At 31.8% G+C, this 6,803-nt stretch carries 7 protein-coding genes and 1 riboswitch; all 7 genes read left to right on the top strand.

The annotated features are described in order from the left end of the window. The first annotated feature begins 176 nt into the window (after window positions 1-176). On the top strand, window positions 177-2,216 hold the full coding sequence (locus Q0V67_RS10165) for a BglG family transcription antiterminator (RefSeq protein WP_297599272.1): 2,040 nt from the start codon (window positions 177-179) through the stop codon (window positions 2,214-2,216). Between the two features lie 107 nt (window positions 2,217-2,323). Continuing rightward, window positions 2,324-2,749: a PTS sugar transporter subunit IIA gene (locus Q0V67_RS10160; protein WP_297599270.1), complete on the top strand. Its 426-nt coding sequence runs from the start codon at window positions 2,324-2,326 to the stop codon at window positions 2,747-2,749. 16 nt (window positions 2,750-2,765) lie between these two features. Next, the gene (locus Q0V67_RS10155; protein WP_297599269.1) at window positions 2,766-3,041 is read left to right on the top strand and encodes a PTS sugar transporter subunit IIB; all 276 of its coding nucleotides are present in this window, start codon (window positions 2,766-2,768) and stop codon (window positions 3,039-3,041) included. Between the two features lie 25 nt (window positions 3,042-3,066). Further along, complete coding sequence (locus tag Q0V67_RS10150) at window positions 3,067-4,440, top strand: PTS ascorbate transporter subunit IIC (protein ID WP_297599267.1); 1,374 nt, start codon at window positions 3,067-3,069, stop codon at window positions 4,438-4,440. A gap of 1 nt (window position 4,441) precedes the next feature. After that, complete coding sequence (locus Q0V67_RS10145; protein ID WP_297599265.1) at window positions 4,442-5,362, top strand: PfkB family carbohydrate kinase; 921 nt, start codon at window positions 4,442-4,444, stop codon at window positions 5,360-5,362. Then, window positions 5,335-6,291, top strand: coding sequence for a ketose-bisphosphate aldolase (locus Q0V67_RS10140; protein ID WP_297599263.1), 957 nt, complete (start codon window positions 5,335-5,337; stop codon window positions 6,289-6,291). The genes Q0V67_RS10145 and Q0V67_RS10140 overlap by 28 nt, the downstream gene beginning before the upstream one ends. 46 nt (window positions 6,292-6,337) lie before the next feature. Next, window positions 6,338-6,413, top strand: a riboswitch (cyclic di-GMP riboswitch). A gap of 55 nt (window positions 6,414-6,468) precedes the next feature. Next, on the top strand, window positions 6,469-6,803 hold a 335-nt coding region (locus Q0V67_RS10135; RefSeq protein WP_297599261.1), incomplete at its 3' end, for a PAS domain-containing protein.

Raw genomic sequence — 6,803 nt, 5'->3', positions numbered from 1 at the left:
CGATTATGTAAATGGTCATATTCTAGCTATCGACGGTGGATGGTTAGTTAGATAAGAGTGAAGAAATTCTCCTCTATAAAATGAAGTTGTGGAATAAAATCCACAACTTTTTTTGTTCACGGTTGTTACATGTGATATAATTTCAATGTAAAGAAACAGGAATGGGGGAAATAAAAATGTGGTCTTTAAAGTTGCTTGAAATATTTGAATCAACTAAAAAAAATGGAAAGACAATAAGTATAAAAGATCTCGCAGAAGAGTTCAATGTGTCACAAAGAAGTATCAGGTATGAGGTTGAAAAATTAAATGAATGTCTGGTAGAAAATGGCTATCAAGAGATAGAAAGTGCAAAGGGAAATTTGAAAATTGGAAACTTAGGTGGCATCAGAAATATTTTAGAGGCTGAGGAATTATACAACATCTCATCAGAGGAGAGAGAGAACTATTTGATATTGAAAACACTTTTGGATAGAGAGATAAATCAAAGAGAGATTTCAGAGGAGCTAGATATAAGTAAAACAACAGTTAAAGGTCATTTGAAAGAGGTCAAACTTTTTTTAGAACGTTATAATCTAACTTTAGAAATTCAGTATAGAAAAGGACTCGAGCTTAAAGGGAAAGAAGAAGAGATTAGAGGGGCACTTTTAAAAATTTTAAATACGATATCTCGTGGGAGTTCAGTATATCTTAAAAATAAAGTTAAAGAACTTATCTTGAGTAAAATTGATGCGATTGGGATAAAAAGATTTATAAACTATTGTCAAAAGCTTATGGAGATAATAATATCAGATGAGGCACATGATATTATTTTGAATTATTTAAAGATAAGTTTATATATGAATAAAAAAGGATATACGATTGAAAGCATAAAAAACGAAAAATTTTTGTCTGAAACAAAAGAGTATAGGTGTATACAAAAAGGCTCTCCAATACTCGAGGAGTGGTATGAGATAGAGTTTTCAAAATTTGAATATCTAAAACTAACAGATTATTTTTTAGGAAGTAATACATATAATTTAAATTATTCATATTACGACAACTGGGTTGAGATTGAGGTTGTGGTTAAGGATATGATCCAGGAATTCAATGAAAAGATAGAGGAGGATATATCTCAAGACAAGGTACTTTTAGAAGGATTGTTAAATCATATAAAACCAACAATATATAGAATAAAAAATCATATAGAGCTTGAAAACTCAATATATAAAGAGGTGTTGGAAAGTTATCCACATCTCTTTGAGATAGTTCAGTGTGTTATTAAAAAACTTGAAAAGTCCATGGGAGTAAAGTTTACAGAGGATGAGATTTCATTTTTGGTGATACATTTTAAAGCCGCTATGGATAGAAATACTGTTAGAAGTAAAAAACAAAGAGTTTTGTTGGTGTGTGGCTCAGGGTATGGAACTTCAAAACTGTTAGCGCAACAGATAAAACAGTATTATGATGTTGATATAGTGGATATAATTCCAAAATATATGTTAGAAAAAGTTATATCTAAAGAGAGTATAGACTTAGTGATAACAACAATGGATATTGAAAAAGATACAGTTCCTAAACCTGTAATCAAACTGAATGCTATTTTAAATGAAAATGACAAAGTAAAAATTGAAAGTCATGGAGTTTTAAGAAACAATAAAAAGGTATCGATGAAGAGCTTAGTTGAGGTGATAAGGCAAAATTGTAAAGAAGTGGATGAAAAAAGTCTAAAAAAAGAGTTGAAAGTTCTTTTAGAAGAGTTTTTGATAGACGATATTTTTCATAAAAAAAATACAATTTTTGACTACTTAAGATCGGATAGAGTACTGATTAATGAGAGAGTAAAAGATTGGAAAGAAGCCGTTAAAAAAACGGGAGATTTACTTATAAAATCTGGATCGATAGAGGAGAGCTATATAAAAAATTCTATAAAAACAATTGAAGAGTTTGGAGGATATATGGTACTAGGACCACAAGTTGTATTTCCACATGCAAGGACAAAAGGGGATGTGAACGAAACTGCATTTGCTGTCTTAACCTTAGAGAATTCAATTGAACTTCCAAGTGGGGAGGAAGTTTCTATGTTTATTCTCTTTTCATCAAAGGATAACAAAGAACATCTAGATACATTTATGAAACTAGTTGACATGTCAAATAGAGACGGATTTATAGAAAATGTGAAAAAACTAAAAAAAAGTGATGAATTTATAAAGTTGTTAAAGAGAGAGTTTCCTAATTAGGAAACTTTTTTTTATGGATAAAATTGAAAAAACTAGCCTCTTTTAATTGTAGAGTGTTTCGAATATAATTTAGTTATATTAAAAAACATCAAAAAGGTTGGTTATGTATGAAAGAAATTTTAGAAGGAAATATCTGTGTAGTTGACAGAGTTAACAGCTGGAGAGATGGAGTGGAAAGAGCGGGCAATATACTTTTATTTAAAAATAAAATTGAAAAAAAGTATATTGAGGCAGCAATTAAAAACATCGAAAAATTGGGGAACTATATCATTTTAACAGATGGGGTGGCAATGCCACATGCAAGACCTGAGGATGGAGCACTAGAAACAGCAGTTTCTCTTCTGGTAATAAAAGAAGGAGTTGTTTTTTCAGGAGAGGAGGAGAGGGTAAAATTAATCTTTATGCTGGCCTCTAAAGATAACTCATCTCATATAAACATTTTAAGAAAGCTATCAAATTTGATAGATGATGATGAGATGATTGGAAAATTATCGAACTCATCAAACGAAGTTGAAATATTAAATTTTTTATAAAAAGGGGAGATTGAAGATGGTAAAGATATTGACAGTGTGTGGGAACGGAATTGGAAGTAGTTTAATGTGTGCTATGAAGATAGAGGAGATCTGTGAAGAGGAAGGAATAAAAGCCAGTGTAAACTCTTGTGATTTTAACTCTGTTACAGGAAAGGATGTCGATTTAATTGTGACTATCAAGGAGTTAGCAGATCAAATAACAACAATAAAAACAGCTCCAATTAGAAGTTACACAAATAAGAAAAAAATAAAAGAGGATGTTTTGGAAGCGATTAAAAGTTTGATAAAGTAGAAATAAGGTTACAGGAGGATAAAAAATGATAATGGGATTATTACAGATAATAGGAAATGATATTTTGACAAATCCAGCATTTTTGTTAGGACTAATGTCTTTAGTTGGACTTGTAGCTTTGAAAAAACCAATAAATAAATTGATAGTTGGAACTTTAAAGCCGATACTGGGATTCATAATGCTTGGAGCTGGAGCCGATTTTATAGTTAAAAACTTGGATTATTTAGGGAAAATGATAGAAAAAGGGTTCAATATAACAGGGGTTGTTCCTAATAATGAGGCTATAGTATCAATAGCTCAAAAAATTCTTGGAAAAGAGACTATGTTTATTTTAGTGGCAGGTCTTATAATAAATATTTTAATTGCAAGATTTACAAAGTTTAAATACATATTTTTGACAGGACATCACAGCTTCTTTCTTGCTTGTATGTTTTCAGCGGTACTTGCAACAATAGGGTTTGAAGGATGGACACTTGTAATTGTTGGGGGACTTCTTTTAGGTATGTGGTCAGCGATATCCCCGGCTATTGGACAAAAATATACGGATCTAGTTACTGATGACGATGGAATAGCTATGGGACACTTTGGGTCAATCGGATATTATATATCCGCATACATAGGATCAAAAATTGGAGATCCAGAGGATAGTACAGAAAATATAAAAATTCCTGAAAAACTTAACTTTTTAAGAGATACAACAATTTCTACTGGAATAACTATGTTGGTGTTCTATATAATAGCGGCTGTAGCAGCTGGGCCAGAGTATGTAGGAGAGCTTTCAGGTGGGAAAAATTATATAGTATTTGCAATAACATCAGCTCTTAGTTTTGCTGTTGGAGTTACAATTGTTTATAATGGAGTGAGAATGATACTTTCTGAGCTTATACCAGCTTTTCAAGGGATTTCACAAAAGGTTATACCTAACTCAATTCCAGCAGTTGATTGTGCAGTATTTTTTACATATGCACCTAATGCAGTAATAATAGGGTTTCTTGCATCTTTTATAGGTGGTGTTATAGGTATGTTTATTCTGGGAGCTATGGGTGCTGTACTGATTATACCAGGACTTGTGCCACATTTTTTCTGTGGAGCTACCGCTGGAATATATGGAAATGCGACAGGCGGGAAAAGAGGAGCTATTGTAGGAGCCTTTGTTAATGGATTGTTCTTATCGTTTTTACCGGCACTATTACTTCCAGTACTTGGTGGAATAGGATTTCAGAATACAACTTTTGGAGATATAGATTTTGGAGTTTTAGGAATTATAGTTGGGAAAGTAGGAGAGGTATATAAAGCACCAGGAATTTTGGCAATAATATTGGTTTTGATTGTGTTTATGGCTCTTGTATCGTTCACTCAAAAGGATGTAAAAGTAATAAATGCAAAGGATGAGTATTAAAATGAAAAAAATATTGTGTGTGGGACATTCCGCTTGTGATATTACTTATCTTATGAAAGAATATCCAATAGAAAATAGAAAATATAAAGTAGATGAAACAAAGATGATGGGAGGTGGTCCCACTGGGAACGCTTCCTATCTACTTGGAAAATATAAAGAAGATGTTTCTTACATAACAACTTTAGGAACTGATCCATATGGAAAAAGTATAGTTCAGGAACTTGAATCTGTAGGTGTAGATTTAGAAAATACTCTTATCCAAGAGGTGTATAAAACTCCTTGTAGTATGATTATAACAAATACTTCAAATGGCAGCCGAACTATATTGAATCATAGGGTGAAAAATATAGTCCCTGAAAATTATCAGATTAAATATCTAAAAAAACCAAAATTTATTTTGTTTGACGGGCACGAGATAGAGCTGGCAAGATTAGCATTGAAAGAGTTTCCAGAATCTATCACGGTTTTGGATGCGGGAAGTTATAAAGAGGAAACTGTGGAACTGGCAAGTGAGGTTGATTATCTTATATGTTCAGAGGATTTTGCCAGAGATTATACAAAAGTAGAAAAATTGAACAATGAAAACTACGAAGAGGTATTTTCTCAGATGGAGGTGTTAAATGGCAAAAATGTCATAATAACTTTAGGAGAAAAAGGGTGCATATATAGAAGAAATGGGGAACTATATAACCATCCAGCTTTTCAAACAAAGGCTGTTGATACAACAGGAGCAGGGGATATATTTCATGGTGCTTTTGTCTATGCTTTAAGCAATGAGTTTGATTTTATAAAAACTATAAAATTCTCTTCAGCTTGTGCTTCGCTTTCAGTAGAAAAGATAGGCGGAAGAGAATCTATACCGGAATTAGAAAACATATATAAAAGGATGGAAAAATGGCAAAGTATAGATTTCAAGATTTAGGATTAGAAAATACAAGAGAGATGTTCAAAAGAGCCAATGAGAATGGACATTCAGTACCAGCTTTTAATTTTGCTAATCTAGAGCAGCTAAAAGCAATACTTGAAGCTTGTAGTACAGCTGATTCGGATGTTATTTTACAAATTTCAGATTCAGCTAGAAAATATATTGGAAAAGAAACTTTAGCACTTATGGTTAAAGGTGCAATTTTGGATATGAGAGAGAGTGGAAGTGAGATATCTATAGCACTTAATCTGGATCATGGAAAGGATTTTAAAGAGATTAAGGACTGTTTAGATTATGGCTTTTCATCTGTTATGATAGATGCTTCTCATGAGGAGTTTTCAAAAAATGTAGAGAAAACTAAAGAAATTGTGGAGTTAGCAAAAGTTTATGGTGCTAGTGTGGAGGGGGAGTTGGGAGTTTTATCAGGAGTTGAAGACGAAATCTCATCTGAGGATGAAAAGTTCACAAATCCAGGTGAGGTTGTAGAGTTTGTGGAAAAAACTGGAGTGGATTCTTTAGCTATTGCTATTGGAACAGCCCACGGAGCACATAAATTTAAACCGGGAACTGATCCTAAATTAAGACTTGATATACTTGAAAAAATAAAGGAAAAACTGGGTAATTTTCCAATAGTTTTACATGGTTCCTCATCAGTACCACCTGAATATATAAATAAATTTAGAGAGTTTGGTGGTGAGATTAAAGATGCTATTGGAATACCGGATTCAGAACTTCAAGAAGCTTCAAAGTCAATAGTGACAAAGATAAATGTGGATACAGATGGAAGACTGGTTTTCACGAGTACCCTTTTAGAATATATGAAAAATAATCCGAAAGAGATGGATTTGAAAAAATATTTAGCTGTTCCTAAAAAAGAGATGACCAACTATTATACTAATAAAATTCAAAATGTTTTTAAAAAATAAAATATGTTATTTTGGTTGTATTTATGTTATATTAGGGGTAGAAAATCTAATATAAAGGCAAAATACGGGAAACCATATGACGCAAAACTATAGGGTCTTTAAAATGACAGCCAGGTACAATTTATTTTGTACCTGTTTTTTTTATTTTTATATTTAAAGGGGGCGGAGAATATTTTAATGAATAAAAAAAAACATGAAGAGATTATATTAAATTGTAGAATATTTTTAAGGGGAAAAAAGTTATCGTTCGAATTGATAGATACTCCAAAAGAGATGGAAAAAATGAATTATTTGTCTGAAATTTTGGAGCGCTCACAAGATTTGATGTTTTTTAAAGACAAAAAATTGAAATACAAATATGTAAATAGTAGTTTTGCAAATTTATTTGAATGCGATAGAGATTTGATATATAATAAAAGTGACCGAGATATTTTACCAGAAGAGTTATACAATCAATCTGAAAGAGGGGATTTATTAGCTTTAGAAAATGGATATTATCTGGAGATTGAATA

Origin of the sequence: uncultured Cetobacterium sp. (genome assembly GCF_947072685.1) — a bacterium.
In the GTDB taxonomy this organism is placed as follows: Bacteria; Fusobacteriota; Fusobacteriia; order Fusobacteriales; family Fusobacteriaceae; genus Cetobacterium_A.
The sequence above is the reverse complement of the archived record's forward strand: the minus strand, read 5'-3'. Positions and strand labels throughout refer to the sequence as shown.

What these genes read in the sequence shown, in the direction of transcription:
- Q0V67_RS10165 (WP_297599272.1), top strand. Translation starts at nt 177, where the DNA reads ATGTGGTCTTTAAAGTTGCTTGAAATATTTGAATCAACTAAAAAAAAT.
- Q0V67_RS10160 (WP_297599270.1), top strand. Translation starts at nt 2,324, where the DNA reads ATGAAAGAAATTTTAGAAGGAAATATCTGTGTAGTTGACAGAGTTAAC.
- Q0V67_RS10155 (WP_297599269.1), top strand. Translation starts at nt 2,766, where the DNA reads ATGGTAAAGATATTGACAGTGTGTGGGAACGGAATTGGAAGTAGTTTA.
- Q0V67_RS10150 (WP_297599267.1), top strand. Translation starts at nt 3,067, where the DNA reads ATGATAATGGGATTATTACAGATAATAGGAAATGATATTTTGACAAAT.
- Q0V67_RS10145 (WP_297599265.1), top strand. Translation starts at nt 4,442, where the DNA reads ATGAAAAAAATATTGTGTGTGGGACATTCCGCTTGTGATATTACTTAT.
- Q0V67_RS10140 (WP_297599263.1), top strand. Translation starts at nt 5,335, where the DNA reads ATGGCAAAGTATAGATTTCAAGATTTAGGATTAGAAAATACAAGAGAG.